General features: G+C 43.8%; 21 protein-coding genes and 1 other RNA gene. 7 read left to right on the top strand and 15 right to left on the bottom strand.

The features are described 5' to 3' along the window. Positions 1 to 3 precede the first annotated feature (3 nt). From ACLD71_RS11830 to ACLD71_RS11820, 3 genes are read right to left on the bottom strand one after another with little or no spacing between them, the layout of a single operon-like run. Positions 4 to 861: an ABC transporter permease gene (locus tag ACLD71_RS11830; protein WP_137675261.1), complete on the bottom strand. Its 858-nt coding sequence runs from the start codon at positions 859 to 861 to the stop codon at positions 4 to 6. Continuing rightward, a complete protein-coding gene (locus tag ACLD71_RS11825) occupies positions 851 to 1,966 on the bottom strand; it encodes an ABC transporter ATP-binding protein (RefSeq protein ID WP_411990838.1) in 1,116 nt (371 codons plus the stop codon). The genes ACLD71_RS11830 and ACLD71_RS11825 overlap by 11 nt, the downstream gene beginning before the upstream one ends. A 59-nt stretch (positions 1,967 to 2,025) precedes the next feature. Further along, positions 2,026 to 3,096, bottom strand: a complete 1,071-nt coding sequence (locus tag ACLD71_RS11820; protein WP_411990837.1) for an extracellular solute-binding protein — start codon at positions 3,094 to 3,096, stop codon at positions 2,026 to 2,028. A gap of 441 nt (positions 3,097 to 3,537) precedes the next feature. Between ACLD71_RS11820 and recN the strand changes: the two genes are divergently transcribed. Together recN and ACLD71_RS11810 are read left to right on the top strand one after the other, a co-directional pair. After that, the gene (gene recN, locus ACLD71_RS11815; protein WP_411990836.1) at positions 3,538 to 5,205 is read left to right on the top strand and encodes a DNA repair protein RecN; all 1,668 of its coding nucleotides are present in this window, start codon (positions 3,538 to 3,540) and stop codon (positions 5,203 to 5,205) included. 76 nt (positions 5,206 to 5,281) lie between these two features. Continuing rightward, positions 5,282 to 5,641: an outer membrane protein assembly factor BamE gene (locus ACLD71_RS11810; RefSeq protein WP_137675265.1), complete on the top strand. Its 360-nt coding sequence runs from the start codon at positions 5,282 to 5,284 to the stop codon at positions 5,639 to 5,641. Positions 5,642 to 5,693: 52 nt separating this feature from the next. On the opposite strand, the gene ACLD71_RS11805 is transcribed toward ACLD71_RS11810, so the two are convergent. Next, positions 5,694 to 6,038 (bottom strand): RnfH family protein, encoded by a 345-nt coding sequence (locus ACLD71_RS11805; RefSeq protein WP_411990834.1) that lies wholly within the window; start codon positions 6,036 to 6,038, stop codon positions 5,694 to 5,696. Positions 6,039 to 6,040: 2 nt separating this feature from the next. Next, positions 6,041 to 6,469: an SRPBCC family protein gene (locus ACLD71_RS11800; RefSeq protein ID WP_137675267.1), complete on the bottom strand. Its 429-nt coding sequence runs from the start codon at positions 6,467 to 6,469 to the stop codon at positions 6,041 to 6,043. Between the two features lie 101 nt (positions 6,470 to 6,570). Here ACLD71_RS11800 and smpB point away from each other — a divergent pair, with 101 nt between their 5' ends. The 3 genes from smpB to ACLD71_RS11785 all read left to right on the top strand — a co-directional run bounded on the left by smpB (position 6,571) and on the right by ACLD71_RS11785 (position 8,779). After that, positions 6,571 to 7,056: an SsrA-binding protein SmpB gene (gene smpB, locus ACLD71_RS11795; RefSeq protein WP_137675268.1), complete on the top strand. Its 486-nt coding sequence runs from the start codon at positions 6,571 to 6,573 to the stop codon at positions 7,054 to 7,056. Between the two features lie 89 nt (positions 7,057 to 7,145). Then, positions 7,146 to 7,512: a transfer-messenger RNA gene (gene ssrA / locus ACLD71_RS11790) on the top strand. 217 nt (positions 7,513 to 7,729) lie between these two features. Next, complete coding sequence (locus tag ACLD71_RS11785) at positions 7,730 to 8,779, top strand: CNNM domain-containing protein (protein ID WP_411990831.1); 1,050 nt, start codon at positions 7,730 to 7,732, stop codon at positions 8,777 to 8,779. 160 nt (positions 8,780 to 8,939) lie between these two features. Here ACLD71_RS11785 and ACLD71_RS11780 read toward each other — a convergent pair whose 3' ends face one another. The 4 genes from ACLD71_RS11780 to ACLD71_RS11765 all read right to left on the bottom strand — a co-directional run bounded on the left by ACLD71_RS11780 (position 8,940) and on the right by ACLD71_RS11765 (position 12,457). Next, a complete protein-coding gene (locus ACLD71_RS11780) occupies positions 8,940 to 9,191 on the bottom strand; it encodes a DUF2999 family protein (RefSeq protein WP_303510057.1) in 252 nt (83 codons plus the stop codon). A 175-nt stretch (positions 9,192 to 9,366) separates the two neighbouring features. After that, complete coding sequence (cynS, locus tag ACLD71_RS11775) at positions 9,367 to 9,816, bottom strand: cyanase (protein WP_137671957.1); 450 nt, start codon at positions 9,814 to 9,816, stop codon at positions 9,367 to 9,369. A gap of 48 nt (positions 9,817 to 9,864) precedes the next feature. Next, positions 9,865 to 11,586: a protein kinase domain-containing protein gene (locus ACLD71_RS11770; protein WP_411990830.1), complete on the bottom strand. Its 1,722-nt coding sequence runs from the start codon at positions 11,584 to 11,586 to the stop codon at positions 9,865 to 9,867. 13 nt (positions 11,587 to 11,599) lie between these two features. Further along, entirely contained in the window at positions 11,600 to 12,457 is an 858-nt protein-coding gene (locus tag ACLD71_RS11765) for a formate/nitrite transporter family protein (RefSeq protein ID WP_411990829.1), read from the bottom strand. Between the two features lie 498 nt (positions 12,458 to 12,955). Between ACLD71_RS11765 and ACLD71_RS11760 the strand changes: the two genes are divergently transcribed. Then, positions 12,956 to 14,674 (top strand): tetratricopeptide repeat-containing sulfotransferase family protein, encoded by a 1,719-nt coding sequence (locus ACLD71_RS11760; RefSeq protein ID WP_411990827.1) that lies wholly within the window; start codon positions 12,956 to 12,958, stop codon positions 14,672 to 14,674. An 80-nt stretch (positions 14,675 to 14,754) separates the two neighbouring features. Here the strand turns inward: ACLD71_RS11760 and ACLD71_RS11755 are convergent, their stop codons facing one another. Further along, positions 14,755 to 15,774 carry an endonuclease/exonuclease/phosphatase family protein gene (locus ACLD71_RS11755; RefSeq protein ID WP_411990825.1) on the bottom strand — a complete coding sequence of 340 codons (1,020 nt, stop codon included), beginning with the start codon at positions 15,772 to 15,774 and terminating at the stop codon, positions 14,755 to 14,757. A 167-nt stretch (positions 15,775 to 15,941) separates the two neighbouring features. After that, positions 15,942 to 16,511 carry a phosphoribosyltransferase gene (locus ACLD71_RS11750; RefSeq protein ID WP_411990824.1) on the bottom strand — a complete coding sequence of 190 codons (570 nt, stop codon included), beginning with the start codon at positions 16,509 to 16,511 and terminating at the stop codon, positions 15,942 to 15,944. 89 nt (positions 16,512 to 16,600) lie between these two features. Between ACLD71_RS11750 and ACLD71_RS11745 the strand changes: the two genes are divergently transcribed. Further along, positions 16,601 to 17,206 (top strand): phosphoribosyltransferase, encoded by a 606-nt coding sequence (locus ACLD71_RS11745; RefSeq protein WP_411990822.1) that lies wholly within the window; start codon positions 16,601 to 16,603, stop codon positions 17,204 to 17,206. A gap of 72 nt (positions 17,207 to 17,278) precedes the next feature. Here ACLD71_RS11745 and ACLD71_RS11740 read toward each other — a convergent pair whose 3' ends face one another. The 4 genes from ACLD71_RS11740 to ACLD71_RS11725 form a co-directional block, all read right to left on the bottom strand. Continuing rightward, positions 17,279 to 18,370, bottom strand: coding sequence for a hypothetical protein (locus tag ACLD71_RS11740; RefSeq protein WP_411990821.1), 1,092 nt, complete (start codon positions 18,368 to 18,370; stop codon positions 17,279 to 17,281). A 151-nt stretch (positions 18,371 to 18,521) separates the two neighbouring features. After that, positions 18,522 to 20,249, bottom strand: a complete 1,728-nt coding sequence (locus tag ACLD71_RS11735) for a DEAD/DEAH box helicase family protein (RefSeq protein WP_411990820.1) — start codon at positions 20,247 to 20,249, stop codon at positions 18,522 to 18,524. 152 nt (positions 20,250 to 20,401) lie between these two features. Beyond that, entirely contained in the window at positions 20,402 to 23,224 is a 2,823-nt protein-coding gene (locus ACLD71_RS11730; RefSeq protein WP_411990819.1) for a glycoside hydrolase family 9 protein, read from the bottom strand. 446 nt (positions 23,225 to 23,670) lie between these two features. Beyond that, positions 23,671 to 25,833 carry a cellulase family glycosylhydrolase gene (locus ACLD71_RS11725; protein WP_235836149.1) on the bottom strand — a complete coding sequence of 721 codons (2,163 nt, stop codon included), beginning with the start codon at positions 25,831 to 25,833 and terminating at the stop codon, positions 23,671 to 23,673. Between the last annotated feature and the right edge of the window lie 24 nt (positions 25,834 to 25,857).

The raw sequence follows: 25,857 nt of genomic DNA, 5'->3' as shown, positions 1-25,857 counted from the left end.
CCGTTAACGACCAAGCGTGCGGCTAAAAGACTGCCCGCTGAGTTTTAAGCCTAATGACACGACCAGTGAAGACACCACCAGTAACACCCCCCCAAACGCTGCACCAAGCTCCCAATTAAAACGGGTAATAAACTGGGTAAAGATTTGTTCGGTAAACCATAAGCTGTCTTTACCACCTAACAATCGCGGCGTAAGGTAGTTGCCCAAGCACAGCATAAATACCATGATGCAACCGGAAACAATGCCTGGCATGGCATAAGGCACAATAATAGAATGAGTCACATTCCAACCATTGCCACCAAGATCATAACCCGCCTCAATTAAACTTTGATCAAGCCCTTCTAATGTGCTCACCAGAGGTACAACCATAAACAGCATTGAGGTATACACCAGTCCAATTAGCATACTGACATCGTTATACAAAAACTCTATCGGCTGGTCGGTAAGGCCTAAGGCTAATAAGCCTTGGCTAATCACTCCCGATTCGCGTAGCAATATCATCCAACCGTAAGTACGTACTAACTCACTGACCCAAAATGGCAATAAACAACTGAGCAGTAGCAAGCGTTTACTTTTACCTTTAGCGACTTTGGCAATAAAGAACGCAACAGGAAAACTCACCAACAGGGTAATAAAGGTCGCCAATAACGACATCCACACCGTTCGCACCAAGGTTCGCCAGTACAACGGTTCTTCAAAAAACTGCTGATATTGATACATTCCAATACTGTCGCCAGCGGCGTAATCACGCTTAATCAGCGACAGCTCAAACATTTGCAAATGAGGTAATACAATCAGCAATACAAACCACAAAACAAATGGTAGCAATAACAGATAGAAACCTAAGCCTTTAGCTTTCACTACTTACCTCGCTGTGTATGCACATAGCTTGCTTAGCGTCCCAAAAAATCCTTAAGGTGCTTCCTACCAGAACATTGTGCAGCGAGAAGCTCGCTCCCGGGGCTACTCGGTATAGGTCATTATGGTGAATATCACGAACGACTAAGGTAGAGCTTGCGCCGTCAAACAAACACTCCTCTACTTTTACGTCAAATTGGTTGTCGGCTTTTAGCTCTTGGCCGACCTCGGCAATACCAATAGCCTCCGGTCGAACAAATACATCTACTGTAGACTTGGCCGACTGATTAATACTTGTTGCCACAATCAAATGCCTACCATGGGCCGTTTTTACCAAGGCTACATCTTGGCGTTGTTCGCATACCACTGCCGATAAAGCATTTGTTTGGCCAACAAACTTAGCCACAAAAGCACTACTTGGCTGGTAGTAAAGTTGCTGGGGGCTGGCAAGTTGTTCAAAGCGACCATGATTCATCACCGCCACTTTATCTGACATTACCAAGGCTTCAGATTGATCGTGAGTGATGTAAATAAATGTGGTGCCAAACTCCCGCTGCAGGTGTTTTAGCTCCACTTTCATTTTCTCGCGAAGCTTTAAGTCTAATGCGCCCAATGGTTCATCTAACAACAATAATCTAGGTTCTAATACTAAACTGCGGGCAATCGCAATTCGTTGTTTTTGCCCACCAGAAAGCTGAGCAATTTGCTTAGTTTGGCTGCCATCTAACCCTACCCGCTCTAATACATCTTTAATTTTACTGGCACGCTCTGGCCCTTTTATACCACGGCGCTTTAAGCCATAAGCAATGTTTTCAGCCACATTCATATTAGGGAATAAGGCTAGGTGCTGAAACACCATGTTCACCGGGCGTTTATTCGGCGCTAATTCATTCACTCGCTTTTGATGAATTCTTATTTCTCCCTCTGAGGGCGATTCAAAGCCAGCCAACATGCGCAACAACGTGGTTTTGCCACAGCCAGATGGGCCAAGAATAGAGAAAAACGAGCCAGCTTCTACCGAAAAGTTAAGTTGGTCTACCGCAGTAAAGTCTGCAAAGTGCTTTGAGAGTTGTTCACATTCAAGATCAAAGTTAGCGTTAGCCGCCATATAGGGTCCAAGATTTTACGAAGAGGTAACAAGATTTGGGGCACAAGGCCCCATCTTAGCTATTTGGCCGCTTGAACGCGGTCGAGTACTTTGCCTTCCATGGCTTCTAGGCCGGCTGGAACAGCTGGATACCACTTAATATTATCGATATCGTCACTGCTAAAGCTGGTATTAAATTGGGCTTTAGCCAACTCATTTACGTAAGCATCAGAGCCTTTAGACGCAGTAAAATTGCCTGCTGATTCAGTAATTTTAGCGGCGACTTCAGGGCGCATAACAAAGTTGATCCACTTGTAGGCTGCATCAATCGCTTTCGACTTTTTAGGAATAGCAAAGGTATCAATCCAACCTAATGCTCCAGATTTAGGCGCTACAAACTGAATGTTTTGCTGCTCACGATTGAGTTTCCAACCGCCAGCATCCCAAGCCATAGCAGCTACCACTTCGTGAGAACGCATCAAGTTCATTAATTCATCGCCACCCGACCAATACGTTTTTACCAGTGGCTTACAGTCAACCAAAGCAGTTTCAACTTTATTAAGTATTTGCTGGTATTTAACAGGGTCAGCATAAGCAGCAAATGGGTCTTCACCCAATGCAAAAGCAAAACCAATTAAGGTTGGGCGCTTCAAGCGGTAAGAAATTTTGCCTTCATATTGCTTTTGGCAAAGGTCGGTGTAATCGGCCACATCTTTGGCCATTTCACCATTAACCACTAAACCACTGGTACCCCATACATGAGGAACTCCAAATACCTGGTCGCCTACCGCAGTATTTTTCTTGGTAGCGTCAAGCATAGAGGTAATCATTTGTTGATGCTCAATACGGCTCAAATCAATCGGCTGATAGATGCCAAACTGTTGCTGTACGCCAGTAATACGATCTTGGCTAGGTTGAGCTAAATCAAACCCCGAACCACCAGTGGCTCGAAGCTTTGAAATCATGTCTTCGTTATTTGATTTAGTCACTTTTACTTCAATGCCCGTTTCCTTTTCGAACATATCAATCACTTCCTGAGGCGCATAGCCACCCCACGTTAATAAGCGAAGCGTTTCAGCACTCGTTTGCGCACTAACCATTGCGCCCATACTAAGTACCAAAGCACTCAGTGTTAAACGTTTATTCAACATAATCTCTTCCATGTGGTTCAAGGTGAATTGGTCTACCGACTTATGCGGCACAGATACAACAACTGTTTGATAAACATGCACGAATTTAATGACACTAATGTGACAGCTAAAAGCGTAGTAGCTAATTCCGAGAGAGTGTAGTGAGTTGAAATATTTTTTTATTAGAAAGTATATGAAAAGCACAAACCAGCCAAAATAGACAGCATAAGCAGCGGCTTCAACTAGTTTACCAACTAAGTAAGCTCTACCTCTTGTTCCTTACCTAGACAAAAAGCTGCAGCTATCTAGTAGCTGAATAAATGCTGAACTAGCTCAGTAAACTAAGGCAAAAAAAACAATAGCTTTCTCATAATTTAGCAAAATCTTTAAAAATGTCGCTTGCTTGAATAAAACTTGCACTATATATTTACACAGTTACTGTATGAATAAACAGGTATTGAAATGCTCACTCAATTAAGCGTACAAAATTTTGCCATTGTTCGATTTCTTGAACTCGATTTGAATCAAGGAATGACCACCATAACGGGTGAAACCGGAGCGGGTAAATCTATTGCCATTGACGCCCTTGGTTTATGTTTGGGTAATCGAGCAGAAGCCTCAATGGTGCGACAAGAAGCTGATAAGGCTGAAATTAGCGCACAATTTGACGTAAGCAATAACCAACGGGCTCAATTGTGGTTGCAGCAAAATGAGTTACTGAGTGATGACGAATGCATACTGCGCCGAGTGGTAACAAAAGAAGGTCGTTCCAAGGCCTACATTAATGGCACAGCAGTACCACTTGCTCAGTTAAAAAGCCTTGGCCAATACTTAGTAAGTATTCATGGCCAACATGCTCATCAGCTATTGTTAAAGCCAAACCAACAGCTATCAATTGTGGACCAATATGCTGCCCATCCTCAGCTAATCGGTGACGTAAAACAAGCTCACCAAGGCTGGAAAGCGCTCTGTAACGAGCTAGAACTTGCCGAACAACAGCAAAAAGAGCTAGCCGCTCAGCGCCAGTTGCTTGATTACCAAGTAAAAGAGCTGGATGCTTTCTCCCTTCAAGAAGGCGAGTATCAGGATATCGAGCAACAACATCAGTGGCTATCACACAGTACTGAATTACAGCAAAGCAGCCACCAACTCACGCAATTACTTGGTCATGACGATCAAGTAAATGTTATGGATATGCTCAGCCAAGCTTGCAAAACAACCAGCCAACTACTTGAGCTAGACCCCAAATTAGAAACCATTAATAATCTCTTGCATGACGCGCAAATTCAGGTTGAAGAGGCAACTCAGCAGTTAGGACAGTATAGTGAGCAACTAGACTACGATCCTGAGTTGTTTGCAGAGCTAGAAGAAAGGATGAGCCTTGCCTTGGAGCTGGCAAGGAAGCACCATACTTCACCAGAGCAGCTTCCTGCTTTGCATCAAGATTTACTGGCGCAGTTAACTCAACTAAGCCAACAAAGTGAACGTTTTGAACATCTCGCAGATGAGATTGAAAGTGCTTGGCAGCATTATTTAAACAAAGCAAATAAGTTGTCGAAAAGTCGAGAACGAGCAGCCAATAGTTTAAGTAAGCAAATTACCAAAGAGATCCACAAGCTGAGCATGGCTAAAGCCCAGTGTGAGTTTTCACTGCAAAGTGATGCACAGCAATTTACCAACGCTAACGGCATTGACCGAGTTGAACTGCTAGTACGAACTAACCCAGGGCAGCCTATGCAAGCCATTGAAAAAGTAGCCTCTGGTGGTGAGTTATCACGTATAGGCTTAGCGATTCAAGTTATTTGCTCTGCCAGCATTCTCACCCCCACTCTAATTTTTGATGAAGTAGATGTAGGTATTAGCGGACCAACAGCAGCGGTTGTGGGTGGCATGCTTCGCCAGCTGGGTAAACAATGCCAAGTAATGTGTGTCACTCACTTACCGCAAGTAGCAGGCCATGGTCACCAGCAAATGTTAGTTAGTAAGCAGCAAAAGAAAAATGAAACGATCACCAACATGCAAACACTCAACGGTAAACAACGCTTAGAAGAGCTGGCACGCTTACTGGCAGGTGATGCAATTACTCCTTCAGCACTGGCAAACGCACAAGAATTGTTGATTGAGGACTAATTTCTTAGTAATCGATACTTCTTTTTAGGGCGGGGCTTAGTTATGATGCTTGCCTTAACAAGGAGCTTCCATTCCCATGCGTTTTTCAGCAAAAATTTTCGTTTTACTGGCCAGCTTAGGCCTTAGTGCCTGTTCAGCCTTCGACTGGATGGTATATAAAATTGATATCCCCCAAGGCAACTACATTGATGATGCCAAAGTTGAGCAGCTCCGAATTAACATGAGTAAAGAACAAGTACGCTTTGTTCTTGGTACCCCAATGTTAATTGATGCTTTTGACAAAGAACGCTGGTATTACCTGTATAGCTATCAAAGCGGTAATGGCGATTTTGAGAAACGTAACTTAGTGATTCAGTTTGTGAACGATCATTTAGCCTTTGTGGAAGGTGATTACGAAGTGAGTGATGAATTTATGCAGCCACTAGACGCTGGGTAAGTACTCCAATAAATAGTAAAAAGCCAGATAATCACATCTGGCTTTTTTGTCTCTAGCTTTCGCTCACTTTAGCTATTGGCCTACCACCAGTGACTTTACTAGCTCGCCCTTCTGCCTTTGCTCTTTCAGCACGAATTTTCCGTAACTCTTTGGGGTCGGCAATCAGTGGACGGTAAATTTCAATTCGATCACCATCTCTCAGTGCTTGAGATAATTTAGCGGCTCTGCTAAATATACCCACTGATGCGCTTTCTGGTTCAATTTCGGGATAATGCTGCACAATACCAGATTGCTGAATGCCACTGAGAATGTCACAGCCCAGTTCAACTTTTAGCGCGAGTAATACTTGGTGATCAGGTAAGCCGTATACCACTTCAATATTAATTTGTTCAGCCACTACTAATACACCTGCTTTGCGCGTTCAACAAAGGCTTGTACCATGTTGCCCGCTAACTCATTAAATACCCGGCCAAAAGCTGCAGCGATTAACCGATTACTAAATTCAAAATTTAGATCTAGCATCACCTTACAAGCTTGTTCGTCCAGCGCAACAAAATGCCATACACCGGAGAGTGACTTAAATGGGCCGTCAACTAAATTCATATGAATAGACTGGTCTTCAGTAAGAGTGTTCTCAGTAACAAACTTGTTTTTTATTCCAGCTTTTGCCACACCTACCTCGGCCACCATTGATGATGGCCCTTCCTGTAAGATCTCGCTATTAACACAACCAGGTAAAAATTCTGGATAAGCATGTACATCGTTAACTAACTGGTACATTTGCTTGGCACTAAACATAACCAACGCACTACGGTTTACTTGCGGCATGAACCCACTCTTTCTTCAAATCTGCCAGCATTTTAACATTAGCTTGGCCTTTGCGCACATTATCAGTTTTAAAGCCCCGCAGCATGCGTATAATAGCGGCCATGAGCAAGAATAAATCAAAATCAAAAGTTGGTTCTAACACCATCGCGCAAAATAAGAAAGCGCGTCATGAGTACCGTATCGAAGACAAATTCGAATCGGGTATAGAACTACAAGGCTGGGAAGTAAAATCCATGCGGACCGGTAAGGTCAACATCGCAGAAAGTTATGTTTATGTTCGCGATGGTGAAGCCTTTATCTCAGGTCTAAATATTCAACCTTTGTTGTCAGCGTCTACCCATGTTGTTGCTGACCCAACTCGAATTCGTAAGCTGCTGCTTAATCGTCGTGAACTCGACAAATTAATTGGAGCAGTGGAACGTCAAGGTTATACCATTGTGGCTACGGCCCTCTACTGGAAAGGCTCTTGGGCCAAACTAGAAATTGGCTTAGCCAAGGGTAAAAAAGACCAAGACAAACGAGAAGACGAAAAAGATCGTGAATGGCAACGCACTAAAGACCGTGTGATGAAGCATAGCTTTAGGTAAGCAAACTGCGATTGAGTAAATAAACAGCGTTTAAACACTCCTGTATATCAGTATGTATACGGCTTGTGTTAGAATGTTCTAGAAATTCCGGGGCTGAATTGGATTCGACAGGATCAGGAAGGCTTGTGGAGCATGTCGTGGGGCGGTTTGCCACGTAAAAAGCCGCAAAAAAATAGTCGCAAACGACGAAAACTACGCACTAGCAGCTTAATAACCTGTTAGAGCACTTCTACCCTAGCTTCCGCTTGTAAGACGGGGAATCATAGAAGTTCAAACCCAAACAAGATAGCGAGGGATGCTTTGACTAGAGAGCTGAACCGCGAAATAGAATTCTGGTGTGTTATTCAGTGGCGTGTTTGTTCGCAGCTGTCTAACGAGATTAAAGACAAACTAAGCATGTAGCGCCATTGGTTAGAATGGTTTTGGACGCGGGTTCGAAACCCGCCAGCTCCACCAATTCTACAAAAAAAGACACCTTAGGGTGTCTTTTTTTGTGCCTAGCATTTATCGGTGACAATCGCCCACACATCCAAGGCTTCAAGTCGTTTTAATATTCTACTGCCCTTTTGTTGATATTAATTGGTAAACTGCAGCTAACTTAGCACTCATACCAATAGCGCTGGGTTTACTGAACGCCCAACAGTGTCTTTGGGTTAATATAATGGTGGATTACGTGTTTCTTTTAGTAAGTTTTCTATGTCTTGCTATTTTTGTTTCTTTTCTATGTTCAATTTTAGAGGCGGTGTTACTCAGCGTCTCCCCTAGTTATATTCACCTTCAGCAGCAACACAACCCAAATGCTGCTGCACGCTTAGCCAAATTAAAAGCCAGCATAGACAAACCACTGGCGGCCATTCTCACTCTTAATACCATTGCCCATACAGCTGGTGCTGCTGGCGTAGGAGCTCAAGTCGCGTCTCTTTACGGATCCCAGTATCTCGCCGTTTCTTCGGCCATTATGACGATACTAGTGCTGGTACTATCTGAGATTGTGCCAAAAACTCTAGGAGTCACTTACTGGCGAAAACTCGCCCCTTTTGCCTCTTGGTTATTGCCAATAATGATTAAGATTTTTTACCCTTTTGTGTGGTTAAGTGATCGCATTACCGCGCGTATTGGTAAACACGAAGAAGACTTCTCTAGCCTACGAGAAGAGATAAGTGCACTTGCCGAGTTAGGCCACCAGCAAGGTGTTATTGAACAAGGCGAATCTCAAGTACTGCGCAATTTGTTGCAATTAGAGAAGTTAAAAATAACTGAAGTGATGACACCACGCGCGGTGGTTCATCGCATTGAGCATAGCAGTAGCGTAGACGAGTTTATTGAATCACATCTCGCCAAACCGTTTTCTAGGATCCCAGTTTATCAAGATGACCGCGATAACATTGTGTCTTATGTACATAAACAAGACATTATGAGCGCAGCTCTTAATAAAGAAGGTAGCCGGCAAGTTGGTGAGTTTTCTAGAGAGTTACTCATGCTCCCCGCCAGCGTAAGCATACGTCATGCTTATCAACGCCTGCTGCAAGCTCGAGACTTAATTGCAGCAGTAGTTAACGAATACGGCGAGGTTCAGGGCTTGCTCACCATGGAAGACATCATTGAAACCTTGTTAGGCCAAGAAATTACTGATGAAAGCGATGCAATTGAAGATATGCAGCGTTTGGCGCGTTTTCAATGGATACGTCGATTGCGCAGTAAAAAACAACGTTATAGTCGTTAGTTATTAGCCTAATGTTACCATTCGGGTTGAGTCTAGTGTCTAATTACCCTGTAAGGGGGTTTGGGCCTTAGACTCACCCGTTTGTTAGCACGCAAACCACAATAAGTGCTGTCACACTTTAGTGCTTAGCATTGCCTGCTAACCTAGTTCATCGCTAGCGTTATTTCTTAAGCTGCTCTTTGGCTGCCTCTACTTTCGAAAAATCTAAACCTAACTCATCAACGGCTTCTTTAATCAAAGCAGGATTTTGCATCACTTGCCCCATTAACATTTGAAGCTGTTCTTGTGGCAAACCTAATTGGCTAATGGTAGCCATAGCCGCAAGAGGGTTTTGCGTCAGCACTTCAAAAAGCTCGCTAATCTGTTGGTCGCTAATATTGTTCTCTCTCAACATCGCAAGAATCGGGTTCATCACACTACCTTTAAACTAAATAAAATAGGCCGACAGTTTAGCGTTTCAGATTGGGGATTGACTAGTGCTATCAGCAATAAGTGAATGGGAGGGCTGTTAAAGCATAAACTAGTCACGTAACACATGTAAAAAAGCCAGCAACTCGCTGGCTTTTTTTAGTTATCTTACATAGCGCTTAATAGGTTTTATAAGGTAAAAACTTACCCGATAACACGACGTTTACTCGGTCACCATTGGGATTTTCTTCACGCTTAATATCCATAGAAAAATCAATCGCGCTCATAATGCCATCGCCAAACTCTTCGTGAATAAGTTCTTTAATGGTGCTGCCATACACATTGACCACTTCGTACCAACGATAGATAAGCGGATCGGTTGGCACCGCGGTAGGCAGTGAGCCTTTATAAGGCGCTATTTGTAACCAAGCGATAGCTTCATCAGTTAGCTCGAACATATCGCCGACAGTCTCAGCCTGCGCTTTATCAAAAGTCATTTGCCCTAAACAAGCGGCAGTAGTCCACTCTTTAGACAAGCCAATAGCGGCCGCGACTTCACTCCACTTAATGCCTTTTCTTACCTTGGTTGCCACAATTAGCTGAGTGACGTCTTCTCTACTAGTAATCATTTGCGTTTCCTTCCCTTTTCAGTAAATGAAGTCTATTTTCACGACGCGCTAACGGCTTAACAAGTAAACCACTAGCGCAGTCAGAATGGCTGATATGCCCTGCCATACGGCCACTGGATTTCGCTCCACTAGCGGCGCGCGAGTTTTGTTTAAAAAAGCGTTATTGGGCTGGCGTAAATCACACAAAAACTCGGTAATTTGCTCATACCTCTTAAGGCGATTCACCTGCAACGCTTTTTCTAAAGCATCATCAATCCAAACGGGTATTTCACTGTCTGTGTCGAGTACCGACTGATAAATCAAGCGCCTTTGCGCGGCCTGGCTTTTTGCGCCCGCCACTTTGGTGCCGTACGGGTAGCGCCCACACAGCATGAAATAGGTAATAACGGCTAATGAAAACAGCTCGGCACGCGTGCTACCGCCCTCACCCAAAAACAGCTCTGGTGCCGAATAAAGTGCAGTGCCGAGTAAATGCTGTTGAGTTAAATCATGGGTTTGCTCGGCTAAACCTGCCGCCCACACCGAGCCAAAGTCGATAATTTTTATGGTGCCGGTGTTATCTATCATGATGTTGTCGGGTTTAAGATCTTGGTGCAGCATATCCATGCGGTGAAAAGCGCGTAGCCCTTTAGCAATTTGCTCAACTATTTCTCTCACCCTGCTTAACTCAGGCTTTGGGTTGTCGGTTATCCACTGCGCTAGAGTTTGCCCTTCAACATACTCAAATACGGTATACAGGTAATTACGCTCGCGCGGGTCGAGATTGGCTTTTAGTACATAGGCGCTATTAATGCGGCGAGCTATCCATTCCTCAGTGAGAAAGCGCTCTAAGTATTCAGGGTCATCGCGTAAATCTATTGAGGGGGCTTTTAGTATTACCTGTTGCCCCGATTGTTCGTCTAAGGCTAAGTAAACATGGCTGCGGCTGCTGGCGTGAAGTTGGCGAACAATGGTGTAGCCATCAAACTGCATTCGCGCTTCTAACATGGGCGGAAAGGGCAGCCTATCTACTTGCTGCTTTAAGTGCTGAGCACTAGCCTTTGCCAATTGGTCAACGCGAATAATCTGTAAGCTTAAATTATCGTCGCTGCCTGCTTCATAAGCTAACTCTACTATCTTGTTGGCTGCGGCTTCTAATTCATTGGGATACTGTTCAATAGTGCTGTTGACTAGAGCTGCATCAATAAACTCATAAACCCCATCGGTGGCTAATAAAAAGATGTCACCTGGTTCTACGCGCAAGCTTTGGTAGTCAAATTCACAATATTCATCTATGCCCAAAGCTCGGCTTAGGTAGCTTTTATTTTCATTCACCCATAGGCGGTGATCTTTAGTGAGTTGCTCTAAACCGTTTTGATTTAAACGGTAAACGCGGGTATCACCCACGTGAAAAATGTGTGCGGTATTGCCTTTTATGACTAAGGCACTAAAAGTACAAACGTAACCCTTGTCTTTGTCGTAATGGTAAGGGCTTTGCTGTGACTGGGAATACAGCCAAGCATTGGTGGCGTCTAATACTTTTTCGGCTGAGTGCTGAACCGACCAAACTTCAGATGTGCAGTAGTAATCGTCAAGAAAGCTTTTCACTGCGGTTTCGCTGGCCACTTGGCTCACTTCGCTGCTGCTAATGCCGTCGGCCATCACAGCAGCAAAACCTTTGTGGTTTAACTGCGAGCCTCGCGGAGTGGATACACCGTAACAGTCTTGATTAATGGCCTTGCGGCCTTTATCAGAACATTGACCAATGGAAACACTCAGCTGGCTCGTCATATAGTATCCGTGATTAAGCGTTAGCCGGAGCGGTTTTACTTGGCGCTTCTACAGCAGATTTAGCCACTTTACGCTTAGGTGCTGTTCTTACGTGTGTGGTGTAAAGAGTTAGACCAGTAAAGGCCAAACCACCCACTAAGTTACCTAATGCCGTTGGAATTTCATTCCATAGGAAGTAATCCATTACAGAGAAGTCACCACCCATAATTAAACCAAATGGGAATAAAAACATGTTCACTACTGAGTGTTCAAAACCCATGTAGAAGAACAAGAATATTGGCATCCACATAGCGATAACTTTACCGCTAACATTGGTAGAAATCATCGCGCCTACTACACCCATTGATACCATCCAGTTACACAACATGCCGCGAACAAAAATAGTAAACCAACCTGCCACACCGTGTTCTGCATAACCTACGGTACGCGCTTCACCAATGGCTGCTGCTTTAGCACCCACCGCACCAGCTTCGATGTTAAAGCCGTAAGTGAAAATAAAGGCCATCATCACCGCAACGGTTAAGGCTCCACCAAAGTTACCTAAAAACACTAAGCCCCAGTTACGCAACAAGCCAGGTACATCTACGCCGGGCCGTTTATCTAACAGCGCCAACGGCACTAAAACAAACACTCCAGTTAATAAGTCAAAACCCATCAAATAAAGCATACAGAAACCCACAGGGAACAAGATTGCTCCAATTAAAAAGTTTCCGGTGTTTACAGCAATGGTAATAGCAAAAATAGCGGCTAGGGCCAAAATGGCACCGGCCATAAATGCACGAATTACCGTATCGCGGGTAGACATGAATACTTTAGATTCACCCGCATCCACCATTTTTGTAACAAACTCTGAAGGAGCTAGATATGACATAATATTTCCCTATATTGCTTAGTAGTAAATTGAATCCTACGGCTTGGAGCAGTGTTATCGGCGGTAACTACCGCAGCGTACCTTTCACAAGTAGAGCTCTAGGCTCTTTGTCAACTTGCTGCTTGGGTCTGTCCTTGACCATCAATAGGGAAATAGCAATTGTTGCGCCAAACGGCCCACAAAAACACACAAAGCCTTAACAAATAGGCAACTCAGCGTTATTTATCATTAATATTTAGCATGCTCTTTAACTGAGCCTGTTAAGGATTTGCACTGTATTAGTCTATAAATGCACCATTGCATAGCGCTTACAGTTATATGCATCAATTAAGGGCAACGACAAAGTGCCTAAGTAAAAAAGGTAAATCCACCTTGCCTTAACGTTTTGCTATGAAACTACTGCGTTTTTTTGCAATGAGATAAATCACGCATCAAATCTCCCGGCCTTGCGATACAGTAAAGATTGGAAGAGGTATAAAGTGAGTAATAGGAAGTAGTATGAAGCCCGAGCAACGGCACAGCATTATGGAAAAAGCCGTTAAGGCCTTACAAGCTGGCAAGTATAGCCAAGCTATTTCTACAGTAAATAAAATTAACAAGCTTAAATCTCAACAAGACTATAAAAGCCTTGAGCTAGAAGCTTATGCGCTATTTCATATGCAAAAGTTAGAAAAATCACTAGAGAGTTACCAGCAACTGCTAGGGTTTTGCCAAGACAATGAACAGCGTAACAGCACCTATCGCAATATCGCTAAAACACAAAAAAAACTGGGCTTAACTCGAGTTGCTATCAGCTCTTTTGAACAATGTTTTTCACTAGATAGCAGTATCAATAATGCGCCAATCGCGGCTCAGTTAGGTGAATGCTACCTAGATGAAGACTGCTATGGCGAGCTCGACACGTTGACTAAGCTTATGCAAGGCTGGCCTGGGTATTACTCCCCCGCTCAAGCCCTATTGATTTCAGCTGCGAAAAAACAAGGTAACAAACAGCTTGCTCTAGAAAGAATTGACGCTTTTCTAGCGCATTCAAGCTTTATAGAAGAGTGGCAACTGGAGTTTGCTATAGACACCTTGATGTTTATACGAGAGCACCAGAGTGCAATTAAATTACTTAAACAGGCTGAAATAGACTTTGTTAACAAGCCTTGGATTCGTTACTACCAAGCAGAAGTAAAAGCGCGCCAAGGAGAACACGAGAGTGTAACGCTATTATTGAGTGATGAGCTTATAGTGCGCTTAGATTTTATGCGCCAAAAGGCCGCTTATAAGCTTCGAGCGGAAGCATTTGATAAACAACAGCGTTACTCCGAGGCCTTTATTGATTTCACCGCGATGGCTAATTTGAATCACCAACGGGCACAGGCGTCTAGTCATACAGACAATGTAGCCAGCTTACAAAAACTCGATTTGTCATTTCTACATAATGTAAAAAACACTCATACGAGAGAGCATCAACCAGTGTTTATGATGGGCTTTAATCGCTCTGGCACCACCTTATTAGAGAACATACTCGATACCCAAGAACAGGTTATTGCACTTAGCGAAACCCGCTCACTGTTTAACGTTACCGAAGCCTTTAGCCACAAACTTAACAAACGCTATCCGCAAGACTTACCTAATTTAAACGAGCAAGACTTAAACATATTGCGCCAAGAGTATTTTGATTACTTTACGCGTAACAAGATTCAGCTAAAAGATAACAGTATCGTCGTCGATAAGTTTCCTTTATACACCATAGACTTACCCTTAATACTAAGCTTGTTCCCTAAAGCAAAAATCATTTTTTGCTTACGTCACCCAGCAGATACTTGTTTGAGTAACTTCCAGCAGAACTCAGCGAACAACCAACAACAAGCTAAATTGAACCGCTTGGAAGACTGCTTTAAACGCTACCAACAAGTCTTCTCTCTATTTCAGCGCTACCAAACAGAGTTAGATTTAAATATTCATTTTGTACGGTATGAAGACTTAGTCAGCGATCTAGAAAAAGAAGCGAAGAAGGTATTTGAATTTTTAGAGATTGATGCCAACAACGATTATCTGAATTTTAATCAATATGCTCAACAAAAAGTGGTGATGTCTGCTTCCAGCAATCAAGTAGTTAAACCTATTTACACCGAGTCATGTTACAAATGGCGCAACTACCAAGAGTTTATAGCGCCATACCTTGCTAAGGTTGAGCCCTTTATCAAAGCCTTTGGTTACAACGACTAGTAATTTACCTAATTACGGATAAGTGAGAGTGCCCCCCACTCTCACTTATCCGTAACTCCGAAGCTGTAACGCAATTTACTTTAATCAAAAGGCCGATAAACAAACTTAGCTTTAATAATGCCGTGATCAGTAGCACCTAATGACTCGTAGTGCTCATCGTTTAAATGGTCGTTAATCACCTCTAAGCCTTTAAAGGCCCAAACCCTATCTCGGCTTCTGTCGTAGAATTGCTCACTCACTAAAATGTGGTCTAAAGACTCTAAATGGTTATTGTGAATATGGGTGTAATACACGTCACGTCTGCTACGATATTGCTGCATCACGCCCGCAGAATATAAAGCGTTATCAGCGCCCCCTCTGGCATCACCATCTAATAAAAAGCGCGGCTGCTCGGTAAGAATGTTTAAGGTATTACTGCCTTGTCCATCATTAAAATCACCCAATACAATTACAGGCGTATCAGTGTGCTTCATTTGTTCGGTGAGTATCATTCGCAATGCCACTGCCTCAGCGGTGCGGCGCAACGTGGAAATAGCATAACCCAGAGCATTTGCATGTACCTTATGTTGCGCTGGGTCGTACCAATCTTCTCTGCCGATCCAAGTGGGACGTTTTGATTTGAAGTGACATACATAAACATGCACATTTTCTTCGTCTGCGTGGGGCTTAATTTGAAAATGTAAAATAGGTCGAGAGAAACTATCGATATCTAAGTCTAACGCGCCAGTTTGCGCGTCGTCACCTTGGCTAGCAAGCTTGAAACTACCGGGGAAATTTTTGATCCACTCAGGCTGCCCTACCATCAGCTCACTGCGTACCGCAGCTGCACAAGCAATTTTACCTTGGTGGCCATTTGGCACTAACAGTTGGTATTGATTGTCTAAGCCTGCGAGTTCAAACACATCATGCAAGGCTTGCTCATGCCAGAGCTCTTGAAACCCCCACACATCGGCTTGTACTGCATTTAGTTGGCTAACTAACCACTTTACTTTTTGATCGTATTCATTGGGTAGCCACCCTTCTCGATTACGATACATAGGCAAATTGGGTCGATTAAGATTGAGGGTGTTTGCTGTCGCAATCGAGAGTTTTACCGCCATAACTTGCTCCGCTTAATTATTGGTCACTCATTAAGCAAGTATGGTTCAAATTGACTATTTTATTATTGTAAATTTATGACTAGTCATCGCCCAGTTTATTTCAATGTAACCCAGTGGTGTTCGCTAAAGTTACAGCATGCATATTAAAATGAGCGACCAACATCCGCCTACTTAGGCAGGTGCGCTTTAATGATGTGGTAAAGCTCGGGTCTATGTTCAGCAATCTCTGCCGGACTTAGGCCTTCTAGTGAATGCGGATACTTTAGCCACTGCGTCGTTTCATGCAAAAAGTAATCAGGCACCCGGCTGGTTTTATTTCGCTCTGGTTTGAAATACGGCACAGCGACACGAATATCACTGGGCGTATTTAGCCTGGCCAGGCGACTTAACTCACTAATAATCGCGTCAATAGAGCGGCCAGTATCAAACACATCATCCACTATCAATAAGCTATCGTGCTGCTGCACATGTTTAACTAAATAGTTAAGCCCGAATACCTGTACCTGCTTGGCTTGCTGGTCAATGCCTGCGGCATAGGAGGCGGTGCGTATTGCAATGTTGTCGGTATCTATTCCGTGATAAGCTAAAAACTCCTGTACCGCAATACCAATAGGTGCGCCACCACGCCAAACAGCTATGATAAACGTAGGTTTAAAGCCGCTTACCAATACCTTTTCTGCGAGACGAAATGAGTCTTCTAACAACTCCTGCCCAGTGATATAACGTTTATCACTCATTTATCCCCCCCTTAGCATTGCCGAGCTCTTCATAATAGATATAGTATAAAACTAACACTGTAGAAGCCTTTAACTCAAGGATGTTGCTTATGCCAATGAGCCAGCCTACCGCACAACTTAAAAAGCATTATTTAGATGAAGATACGCTTATTCAAGACTCGTTTCGTTTAGCGGTAAATATTTTTGAAAGCGGCTTTCGCCCTACCTTTATTGTTGGGCTATGGCGTGGTGGCAGTGCAGTGGGTATTTATGTGCAAGAGTGTTTGCAAACCTTAGGCGTGAAAACCGACCATATCTCACTGCGTACCTCCTACCAAGGACAAACGAACTATCATCAGATACTCGAAGCACCAGAGTCAATTAGGGTACACGGCATTCAATATCTATTAGAAAACCTAAATGTCGATGACAGCCTGTTAATTGTTGATGACGTATTTAGTAGCGGCCACAACATTGAAGCGGTGTTTACTCGCTTACAAAGCAAGCTAAAACGCAATATGCCTAGCCAAGTAAAAATAGCCACACTATGGCAGAGACCGGCGTTTAATCAAACTCAGCTAAAACCTGATTATTGCCTTCACCAAACCGAGCAATGGCTGGTCTTCCCCTATGAATTAACCGGCTTGAGCTTAGAAGAAATACATCAACATAAGAGCTTTGTAGCGCCGTTGGTCACACCACCATCACAAGGCTAATTTCACTTAAAAGGTGAAATTAGAAAAGGCTTGTAATAATACAAGCCTTTACAGTTTCGAATATAAAAAGCCTTAGTTTCTATCGAGCATGTCGTAGTTTTCAGGCACATCAAAATTACTATTGTGTGCCAGTTTATTCTCTACCGTTTTCACTTCGTAGATATAACGTATACGAGCATCTTTCATCCACTCATCAACTTTTTCGTCAACCATATCATCAGCGGCATTTTTAACGATATTCCCCAACAAATTAGTTGCAGCGTCTTCTAATCCACCAGAAAAATCGATGCTAGTATCACGCTTTTCTTTCTTTTTGTTGTCAGCACATGCTTGCATGTTCTGAAACCATTCCAGCTTTATCGACAAAGGATAACCTTGAATTTTTGCCAACTCTTGCTGAAACGCGTTTAAGCCCAGGTGATCAGCTTGTTCAGTATCACCCGTAAATGCACTAATCGTTTTAAACCCTTCTCGCCCTAAAAGACGTACTAGAGGGTTATTCTCGCCAACCGAATCCAAGTATTTATTAGTTGCAATTTCATGCACACGCCATGCTTCTTTCATTTCAGCATTAGGATCGGCGGTCCAGAATACAAACTGTAGTAAGTTTAGATCTTTTTTGCCTTTCTCATCAGTGAACTCAGTTGACCATTTTACCTTATATTCTTCACTTGCTTGGCCACCAATTTGACGTTTATGACCTGTAGACAAAACTTCAAACTCATTTTTGGTAAGCTCGACTTTACAACCTAAGTCTTCGTAGCTTTCATACTCTTCTGAACCTTCATCTGATTCAAGCATATCGGCATAGCCACTTACGCAGCCTGATAAAGCACATTCTTGGTATGTTTTATTTTTATGGTCCAGTTGCCATAGCAAATTTTTATCCATACGAAAAATACCGCTAGCATCAATACTCGCCCACTTCATATAAAAGCTATCAGGCTTTAATCTGTCATGAATAGTTCGCATATTTTCACGGGTATATACAACTTGTTCACCTTGAGCATCTGGTACATACAGACCATTTAGGACAACTTTTGCCGTGACAACAGCGGTTTGCTCTTTAGGCGTTTCATCTACCGGAGTGGATGCGCATGCACCTAACAATAATGCGCTAGACAGCAAGGTTAACTTAGGGTTTATTGAACAACAGCGTTTCACAATGAATCCTTTCACCAAAAGACAAAAGAGTCTATCAATAAAGCACCGCCATAGATATAAACAAAATTATAAATAAAAAGGGTAAGCCACTGTTTTTGATAAGTAGTTTCACCTTAATGAGCTTTCAGAACTTTCAGATTTTTCGGCCTAACTAATACTGCTGATTGGCTTTGCGGTAATTCCCTCGATAATCAAAAATACGATGCTCAACTTGCCAGTAGTGCTTTCGTTTTTTGGCAATCACAAAGTCTGGGGCAACAATTTGTTGGATAGTTTTTTCAGCTTGTTTGGCGTTAGTGACTTCAACGCTATTTCCTTCAACTCTTCGAGCGAACACAGTATTAAATTGCTGCTTAGCTTTTGAATAAGCAAAGTTAAAATGTTCACTAAGCTCAGCACCATCTTCATCGTGGTAGATGAGCTTTAGTTTGTCACCCTCACAGCTTGCCGACATGCCGCTACACCTTAGTACTTTTCGATCTTTTAGCTGCAAGGCATCTTTCAGTTGGTTATCAGGGTCAATTAACTGAAAACCACAGCTATGGCATTGGCGAGCCGCAATATCATTCTCAGCGTTACATTGTGAGCACTGCTTATATTTGTAGCGGTAACTGCATTGCACTTGCTTGGTTTGGTCACTTGGGTCTTCAACCAAACCTTGGCAACGACGACCATAATGTTCGAGAATGTCACCGTCTTTATCGGTGATTCCCCAAAACATGTTGGCAAATTCACATTGCGGGCAACTCACTTGTACTAAAGTGCTATTGGGGTTGGGTTTAGTTTCGCCAATTTCTGGTTGGTATAGGTCGTAATTATTGCCCGCGTAGTCAACAATTAAGCAATCGGTTTTCCCCTCATACAGTCGGAGTCCACGACCAGCAATTTGTTGATATAAACTGACCGAGGCAGTGCGTCGTAATATCGCAATTAAATCCACATGGGGGGCGTCAAAACCAGTAGTTAATACCGATACATTCACCAAAAATTTAAGCTGTTGGCGCTTAAACTGTTCAATTAGCGAGTCACGCTGTTGATTAGGCGTTTCAGCCGTCACTACTGCTGTTTGGTCCTCTGGTAAGTAGTGAGCTATCTCTTGAGCGTGCTTTACCGTTGCCGCAAACACCATCACGCCTTTACGGTCTTCTGCTAGCTGAACTAACTGCTTACATATGGCCTGAGTCACTCGCGGACAGCCCGCTAAAAATTGGTCTAGCTGCGCCTCACTGTACTGAGTCGGTAACTCATCAAACTGATATCGTGCCGCTGGAGCATCAACTAACAATGGCTGAGTGAGATAGCCTTTACTAATCAGGTGACGTAAAGGCAGCTCGTAAATACATTTTTTAAACCAAGCATCTTCTTTACCTCGCGCATAACCGTGGTAATGCTGCTGATAAATCCACCCCTTATCTAAGCGATAAGGCGTGGCGGTTAAACCGAGTACTTTTAGCTGAGGGTTTTGCTGCTTTAGGTGATTAATAATTACCTGGTATTGGCTATCACTACCATCATTTACGCGGTGGCATTCGTCAATTACCACCAAAGAATAGTAGCCCGAAAACCGGTCAAGATTACGGCTGAGCGATTGTACGCTAGCAAAGGTGACTGAATATTGGTTTTGTTTAAGCCCTAAGCCTGCAGCAAATACGCCTGACTCAAAGCCATAGGTGGTGAATTTACTTTGGTTTTGCTCCACTAATTCTTTTACGTGGGCTAATACCAAAATGGGGTGTTTAGCCAAACGCGCTAGTTCAGCAATGACTATGCTTTTACCGGCCCCTGTTGGTAATACAACTACTGCAGCGTCATCACTTTGTCGAAAGTGTGCCAATACGGAATCAACCGAAGCTTGCTGGTAATCTCGCAGCTGTAACATGTTTTCTAAAAGCCCAGAGCCTGTTTATAAAGCTAGATTATGCCACAATTGCGTTGGGGTAAATAAGCCAAGAACAATCCAAGATTCACTTAATGACTCGATTTTGCCAATAAAAAAGGCGACCGAAGTCGCCTTAAATATTTATGGATTACTTATGGAAGCACTTCACACGTAGGTGCTTCAAAGTTGCCACTGTAGCCACCTTGCATACCAAACGAAGTACTCGCATTCGGACCTAAGTTACCGTTATATACTTCATTTACAGCAGTAAGTCCTAAGCCATCACTAGCTGCTTGATACATAGCGTTCCAACCGTTTACCAAACTAATCGGTTGAGGGAAGCTTAAATGAACCTTCCACCCGCTTACATCTTCGCCACCAGCATTAGTCACTTTAATATTGCCTAATACAAAGCCGCTATTCCACACGTTAGCTTCACCTACGGTACAAGTAAGCTCAGACTCGCCGCCAACTGGAGGTTGTTCACCCGCTTTAACGGTTAAGGCTAAAACAGCTTCAGCAGACAACTCTGCCGATTGCTCATCTGTAGCAATAACCAGTACCACTACTTCACCTTCACTCTCTGGCATAGTGATACTTACATTGCCGCTACCTACTCGGCTCGTCACTAAAGCGCCATCAAGGTAAACATTTGCGCCATAAGCGTTGGCTAAGTCTAAGCGAACTTGTACGTCGCTACCTGGGCTAACTTCACTGCCATTTGCAGGCGAACTGATCGCCACCGCAGGAACAATAGGCGCCGCTACATTCACGGTTACTTTTGCTTCAGTGGAGTTTGCACCTTGGTTATCGCTAGCGAAATAAGTGAAGCTATCAACACCAAACGAACCAGTATTAGGTACATAGTCCGCTACGCTGCCATTTAAGCTAACAATACCGTTAGCTGGCTGACTCGCGATAGTGAAACTAGTGACTTGACCGTCGGAATCTGTTGCGGTTAATTCAATAGATACAGGCGTATCAGAAGCCGTGTTTACACTTTGATTTTGCGCCACAGGTGCACAGTTAATGCCTGTATCTGCGCCACATGCCGCACTTGGCTCAGTTCCCCACACTAACTCGCCGTTATCGTATAATGCGATTTTACCCGCAAGCTTGTAGGCATTGTTGTAGTTATCCCACGACGGGTCGTTAGCATTATCCCAATCGGGGTTGTTGGTATTAGTTGGTAGTGACAAACGGAACTGCACTTCCTTTTTAGAGGCCGATTGACCACCAGGGTAAATATCTATGCCATCAAAACTAATTTCTGCATAATAGATGTTATCCGCTTCGTCACCCCAAGCGTGTAAACCACTAAAACCGGAACCTTGGCTGTAAGCGGTTGATAACTTTACATCATTTAGCGAGTAACCCGCCTCAAACACTTCACTCAAATCAACCCAGTAACGGTAGCTTAGTTGATCAGTTACGCGAGATGGCCAAGCCGTATGGTTATGTACTCTAGTCGCTAACTCAATATGGCGTGTACCTTGCGAGTTGATTTTAGCTTCTACAAATAACTCGGTATCACGTTGCTCTTTAGCCGGGAAACTAGCCTCGGCAATAGGATCTCCGCCATGGTCGAGCCACAAGCGCGCTAACGCCGAAGTAAAGCCTGCGTTGTAGTCGGTAGCCACTTCGTTTTTAACGTAATCGCCGCGATCATCAACCCAAGAATCATCTAACCCAGGGCCGCCCACCAATGCGCCTACCAATAAGTGGCGGTTTTCTACAGGGTCACCCGAATTATCATTCCATGTTCCGTGAGCGGTGCGGTGATGAGGCTTAGTTGGGTGGTAATCACCGTAGCCAATTTGGTAAGAAATATTTAACGGATTATCTCCCAAAATATAATCTAACTGGCCTTTAGCAAAGTTATAGTAAATTTCAGCCTTAGCATCTTTATCGGTATTTTCTCTTAAGTAATCTGAGTACACCAAGGCTAAGAACGAGGTATTAGAACTGTAACGGGCTGCGCCCCATGTATCTAAAAAGGCTAAACCACCGGGCGTATAACGAATTTTTTCACCGTTGTAACCTACCGTCCAGTAATCAAGCCAACGCTCTGCGTCAGCTTGGTAGCTAGCCTCACCGGTAAGGCTAGCCATTAATACATAAGCGCCGTAAGACTTATCATCCCAGGCTTGGCCCCACTTGTAAGAGCGTGTATCCGTTTGCGGTTCAGTGCCTAAAGAGCCATATTCCGTTTTAGCTTTATTCAAATAGCTAGCGTCTTCAGTGGCGCGGTACAACCAAATGGCACCCCACACTAACTCATCTTGATAACCACTCCATGAGTTATAAAACGCTTTGGCATCGGTAATGGCGTCTGAATATTTACCACGGTATTTATCGGCAAATGAATATAGCTCTTTGGCGTGCTCAAGTAGCATTGCTGCATAACTTGGGTCGCTGTCTTTAAACACCATAGAAATAGCGGCTAATGCTGCAGCAGTTTCACCAGCCAAATCAGAGCCTGGGTTAGCGGAATCAACCTTGTAAGAAGGGCGCTCCATTTGCATTACTTCAGCCGATCCCCACCAAGCGTGGTCTACCGAGCCTTTACCTACTTGGCCATAAAGCTCGTTTGGTGCGGTGTGAGCGCTAACAAAGTAGTCTGCCACAAAACGCAGGTTATTTTTGATGTGAGTTAGTTGGTTGGTTTGCTCGTAAGCTTGCGGATAATCTACTACGCCCCACGCTAACATGGTGGCGGTGGCTGCCATTGGGAAGCCAAATTTAACGTGGTCGCCGGCATCATACCAGCCGCCAGTTAAATCAACATTGTTGTCAGCGCCGTCTTGTAATGCCGAGTCACCTCGCCACTCATTTCGGTTCCAACTAGGAATTACGCCCGATTGTTGGGCTTCGTAAAAATAAATAGATTTTTGTAAGGCTTCGCCATAATTTGCGGCTTGCGCCGACATTGCACTGGTAATTACTGCGGTCGCGAGTAAAGTTTTCCTTAACATCTTTGCTGTCTCATCATTTAGTCAAAAGTATTAAGCCTCCTTCTGCCATTCTATGTAGCGGTAAGAAGTACTGCTGTTTACAGAAACAGACACTCTTTACAAAAGATCCCAACCGCGTTGTGCAAGTCCACGTTGGTAACTTTCAAGTCTTTGCTTCCTGCGATGGCCGCTATAAATAACACATCCACCAGTAAACGAGCGCAAGCTTACCTTAGTTCTGATAAAACTGTTTATTAATAAGTGACAATTTTACCAAAAAGGACTTAACCTTTGATATACATAACAAAAATGGAATTATTTACTAAAGTAAACATTACCAATCGGCACTAACAGAGAAATAATCTAAATCGAAGTAGCAGATTGCCACAAAAACAAAAAGCCCTTAATAAAGTGTATTAAGGGCTTTACAGTTAAGCGCGTTCTTAGCGCGATGACTTATTTATAAATTAGCGCATAGTACATGTAGGTGCGCCAAAGTTACCTGAATGCCCCCCTTGCAGACCAAAAGACAGACTGCTACCTGGGGCAATGTCGGTATTATAAGCTTCATTGCTCACTTCAATACTCTGGGCTGTCGCAGTAAATACGCCCCCCCAACCGCCCACTAAGCTAACCGCACTAGGAAAATCAAGTACTGCCGTCCAACCAGAGATGGTTTCGGTACCCGTATTGCTAACCGTAATGCTGTTAATCACAAAACCACTGCCCCATGAATCTGCAGGCCCAACCGTACAACTTAAGTTAGCTGCTGCCGGCTCAACAACATTAAGCGCCACACTGTCTGAAACACTCAGGTTTTGGCCTTGTTCGTCTTGCGCTGTCACTTTCAAGGTGTAGGCGCCAACTACACTAGGCGCTGTTAGTTCGGCACTGGTGCCAGTAAACGACAGCACTTGTCCCGCTAAGTTGGTTTCAAAACCTGCGGCATCTTTAAGGTTCACGCTTACCGCAAAGGTACTAGCAGCTTCTATACGGCTATTGGCATTTGGCGAGCTTACGCTAATTTCAGGCTGCAACGGTACTTCGTTTAACGCACTGAGCGCAATACTATCGCTCACCGCCATTTCACTACCGGCACTATTTACTGCCACGAGAGAAACGGTAAAGTCACCTTCAGCGCTTGGCGCGGTTAAGTTCACGCCACCTGAAACCGGCCCGGTTTTCACAAAACTACCATCTAGATAAACGTTCACCGATGCCGCTTTGTTCACCGAATAACTCACGCTAAAACTTGAACCAGTTAGCACGATGCTATTTGCGGCAGGTGAGCTAATACTTACCGACGGATTCAAACCTTGGTAGTAATCATTCAGGCTAATACCGGTAGCACTGTTAGCGCCCCCTAATGCCACTTCGTGATCCAAGCTAATAAATTTACCTGCATCATTGGCCCAAAGAGATGGTAGAAATAAGGCGTATTTCTCTTCATCCCAAGTCGTCCAGTCGTGACCGAGTAAGCCGCCTGTATCACCCGAGTTAGGATTAATACACCAGAAGGTGTGGTGTAGTTGGTGTTCGATAATCAAGTCACGAATAGCCACCATCCAGGCCTCATTGGGTCCGCCATCCATAAAGCCGCCCCACTCGCCAATCAATAGCGGAGATATGCCTTCTTCATGAATAAACATCCAGTTATCTTTCCACACATCTTGATACAAGGTGTCTTTATTAAAGCCTGGGTAAAACCAATCTTGAGCAAATACTAATGGGCCATAATCATGCGGTGAGTACATAAACTGCTGCTGGCGCGCCCCTAAATCGATAGGGAATTCGCGCACGCCGCGCAAGTTTCCGCCCCACCAGTTAAAGTGAAAATCGTCTTTGCCTTTGCTTTCCCAGTTTTTACCCTCTACCGGATAGGCTTCAATCCCTTCACACATCACCAACATATTGGGGTTAATATCTAACACGCGGTTAGACACCACCTCACAAGCATGTTTCCAGTTGTTCTCGTCGGTTGAGTTATCCCATTTAGCAAACTCACCAGCAGCGCTTTGTTTAGGGTTGCCATGTGGTTCATTTTCTAAATCAAATGCGATAATAGTGTCATCGTTTTTGTAACGCTCAGTCACCCACTCCCAAGTAGAGAAGAAGTCTTCTGAGGTAATGTCGCCTTTGTACCAAAGTGGCGCGATGTGCCCCATGTTATCCGCTTCAGCGCCGTGCACATCTAGTAGGATTTTCATGCCACTGGCCTTGGCGGCAGCGATCATTGCATCAAATACTTCTAAGGAAGTGGCCGAGGCTAAATCAGGATTAGCCGAAGCATTCACTTGAATCGCCACAAACTGGCCATTTTTCCATTCTTTTAGCAGTTCGGTTGAAATCGGCACTCGCAGTAGGTTCACCCCACGCGAGGCGATATCTTGAATAGTATTTTCCAAATTCACCGACCACAAACCATGTAATACCCGCTCGGTAGTATTAAAGCCAAACCAATTTGCGCCGGTTAGCCACACGGTATTGCCTTGCATATCTTTAATTTGGTTACCTTCAACATGTAACCAATCATCTCCCGGTAAGGGAGCGGCCATTAAACTAGTGCTTACCAGCGAAGCAGCGGTAAACCCTAAACATTTAGCGAGAAAGCTTTTTTTAGTATTCATCATAATTCTCCGTACATATTCCCTATG

The organism is Agarivorans sp. DSG3-1, assembly GCF_046774965.1.
Classification (GTDB): Bacteria; Pseudomonadota; Gammaproteobacteria; order Enterobacterales; family Celerinatantimonadaceae; genus Agarivorans.
This window is presented reverse-complemented; position numbering and strand designations above follow the sequence as displayed.

Excerpts from the sequence above, each read along its gene's own strand:
- cynS (WP_137671957.1), bottom strand. The coding sequence starts at position 9,816 with ATGATTACTAGTAGAGAAGACGTCACTCAGCTAATTGTGGCAACCAAG.
- ACLD71_RS11810 (WP_137675265.1), top strand. The coding sequence starts at position 5,282 with ATGCGTTTTTCAGCAAAAATTTTCGTTTTACTGGCCAGCTTAGGCCTT.
- ACLD71_RS11800 (WP_137675267.1), bottom strand. The coding sequence starts at position 6,469 with ATGCCGCAAGTAAACCGTAGTGCGTTGGTTATGTTTAGTGCCAAGCAA.
- ACLD71_RS11730 (WP_411990819.1), bottom strand. The coding sequence starts at position 23,224 with ATGTTAAGGAAAACTTTACTCGCGACCGCAGTAATTACCAGTGCAATG.
- ACLD71_RS11750 (WP_411990824.1), bottom strand. The coding sequence starts at position 16,511 with ATGAGTGATAAACGTTATATCACTGGGCAGGAGTTGTTAGAAGACTCA.
- ACLD71_RS11755 (WP_411990825.1), bottom strand. The coding sequence starts at position 15,774 with ATGGCGGTAAAACTCTCGATTGCGACAGCAAACACCCTCAATCTTAAT.
- ACLD71_RS11825 (WP_411990838.1), bottom strand. The coding sequence starts at position 1,966 with ATGGCGGCTAACGCTAACTTTGATCTTGAATGTGAACAACTCTCAAAG.
- ACLD71_RS11725 (WP_235836149.1), bottom strand. The coding sequence starts at position 25,833 with ATGATGAATACTAAAAAAAGCTTTCTCGCTAAATGTTTAGGGTTTACC.
- ACLD71_RS11780 (WP_303510057.1), bottom strand. The coding sequence starts at position 9,191 with ATGAACCCGATTCTTGCGATGTTGAGAGAGAACAATATTAGCGACCAA.
- ACLD71_RS11820 (WP_411990837.1), bottom strand. The coding sequence starts at position 3,096 with ATGTTGAATAAACGTTTAACACTGAGTGCTTTGGTACTTAGTATGGGC.
- smpB (WP_137675268.1), top strand. The coding sequence starts at position 6,571 with ATGAGCAAGAATAAATCAAAATCAAAAGTTGGTTCTAACACCATCGCG.
- ACLD71_RS11770 (WP_411990830.1), bottom strand. The coding sequence starts at position 11,586 with ATGACGAGCCAGCTGAGTGTTTCCATTGGTCAATGTTCTGATAAAGGC.
- ACLD71_RS11765 (WP_411990829.1), bottom strand. The coding sequence starts at position 12,457 with ATGTCATATCTAGCTCCTTCAGAGTTTGTTACAAAAATGGTGGATGCG.
- recN (WP_411990836.1), top strand. The coding sequence starts at position 3,538 with ATGCTCACTCAATTAAGCGTACAAAATTTTGCCATTGTTCGATTTCTT.
- ACLD71_RS11745 (WP_411990822.1), top strand. The coding sequence starts at position 16,601 with ATGCCAATGAGCCAGCCTACCGCACAACTTAAAAAGCATTATTTAGAT.
- ACLD71_RS11735 (WP_411990820.1), bottom strand. The coding sequence starts at position 20,249 with ATGTTACAGCTGCGAGATTACCAGCAAGCTTCGGTTGATTCCGTATTG.
- ACLD71_RS11760 (WP_411990827.1), top strand. The coding sequence starts at position 12,956 with ATGAAGCCCGAGCAACGGCACAGCATTATGGAAAAAGCCGTTAAGGCC.